The organism is Acinetobacter sp. YH01006 (assembly GCF_013420445.1).
In the GTDB taxonomy this organism is placed as follows: domain Bacteria; phylum Pseudomonadota; class Gammaproteobacteria; order Pseudomonadales; family Moraxellaceae; genus Acinetobacter; species Acinetobacter pseudolwoffii.
This window is the reverse complement of the sequence record NZ_VOYB01000068.1, coordinates 1-1,534: the sequence shown is the minus strand read 5'-3', so window position 1 is coordinate 1,534 and position 1,534 is coordinate 1. Positions and strand designations below refer to the sequence as shown.

Genomic DNA, 1,534 nt, shown 5'->3' with positions numbered 1-1,534 from the left:
GATTCAAATCTATGAAGACGGCTTATGCCACAATTAAAGGTATTGAAGTCATGCGTGCACTACGTAAAGGACAAGCATCGTCATTTTATTATGGTCAGCCTCAGGGTGAAGTGTGTCTAATCAACAGCGTTTTCGGTCTCTAAGCACTTTTTAAAGGGAACATCATCGACTCAAATCTCTATTTGCAACAGTGCCGTAAATTTGAGAATGAATCTGTACGTACAGACTCATTCCCTATCTATAAAGATATTAGAAATAGCTACATAGAGTTTATTTCTAGTTTATTCAAATTAGTCGTTCAAATTAGGCGTTACTACGGATGAACAATAATTTTTACAGCAGACTCATTATTATGAATCAATGTTTCAAAGCCTTTAGAAACAAGATCATCTAATGCAATCCGTTGGGTAATAAAAGGTTCTAGATTAATCTTACCTTGCTCAACCAAACGGATAGTTTCCTGATGATCATTTACATAAGCAATCGTGCCACGAATATCTAGCTCTTTCATCACCACACTATGCACATTAATTGTGGCAGGATGGCTCCAAATAGAAACGATAACGACTACACCAGTTGGTTTCATTGCTGCAACGAGTGTATCCATGACTTTATTGACACTACTACATTCAAAAGCGACATCTACACCGCGGTCTTCTGTAATTTTCATTACCTCAGCAACTACATCAACCTTAGATGGGTCTAGTACATAATCGGCAACACCCGCTTCTATCGCTTTTTCTTTACGTTTTGCACTCAGTTCAGTAATGATGACCGTGAGACCTTTAGCCTTTAAAATAGCAGATAAAAGTAAGCCTATTGGGCCTGCTCCACCAACCAGTGCGATATCGCCAGCTTTTGCGCCACTTCTGACATAGGCATGATGACCGACAGATAAAGGTTCTATCAATGCTGCTTGGTCTAAAGGAATATCATTTGAAATAGGATGTACCCAACGCCGCTGAACTGCAATTTTTTCAGAAAGACCACCACCGCGTCCGCCTAAACCAATAAAGTTCATATTTTTTGATAAATGATACTTATCATTGGGGCCAGTCGGCACATCGTCAGCAATGATGTAGGGTTCAACTACGACATGTTGCCCAATTTGGATATCATCTACACCCTCTCCAACTGCATAAACCACGCCTGAAAATTCATGTCCCATTGTTACAGGTGCAGATTCTCCCGAAATTGGGTGTGGGTGACCACAAGGTGGAATAAAAATAGGACCTTCCATGAATTCATGTAAATCTGTACCGCAAATACCACACCACGCAACTTGAATTCCAACTGTGCCTGGAAGTACTTTCGGTTCAGGGATATCTTCAATTCGAATATCCCCTCGGTCATAAAAACGAGCTGCTTTCATTTTATATTCCTTATATTGATGTTAACGGTAAACCATTCTAGACGTAATACCAAATCAGCATATTGTTTTCTTGGAAAAATGTTAAATAATGTGAAGAAGTGGCAAATTCCACAAGTGATCAACACGGATAAAGCACCCACATATGGACGTGCTTTATCACGG

General features: G+C 39.7%; 1 protein-coding gene and 2 pseudogenes. 2 read left to right on the top strand and 1 reads right to left on the bottom strand.

Annotation, left to right across the window (positions count from 1 at the left end):
- A pseudogene (locus FTT73_RS16040) lies at nt 1-143 on the top strand (IS6 family transposase); the annotation flags it as partial.
- A 170-nt stretch (nt 144-313) separates the two neighbouring features.
- On the opposite strand, the gene FTT73_RS16035 reads toward FTT73_RS16040, so the two are convergent.
- Nucleotides 314-1,372, bottom strand: a complete 1,059-nt coding sequence (locus FTT73_RS16035; protein ID WP_004281883.1) for a 2,3-butanediol dehydrogenase — start codon at nt 1,370-1,372, stop codon at nt 314-316.
- 42 nt (nt 1,373-1,414) lie between these two features.
- Between FTT73_RS16035 and FTT73_RS16030 the strand changes: the two are divergent.
- Nucleotides 1,415-1,534, top strand: a pseudogene (locus FTT73_RS16030) (IS6 family transposase); the annotation flags it as partial.

Coding starts and splice junctions, on each gene's coding strand:
- FTT73_RS16035 (WP_004281883.1), bottom strand. CDS start 1,372: ATGAAAGCAGCTCGTTTTTATGACCGAGGGGATATTCGAATTGAAGAT.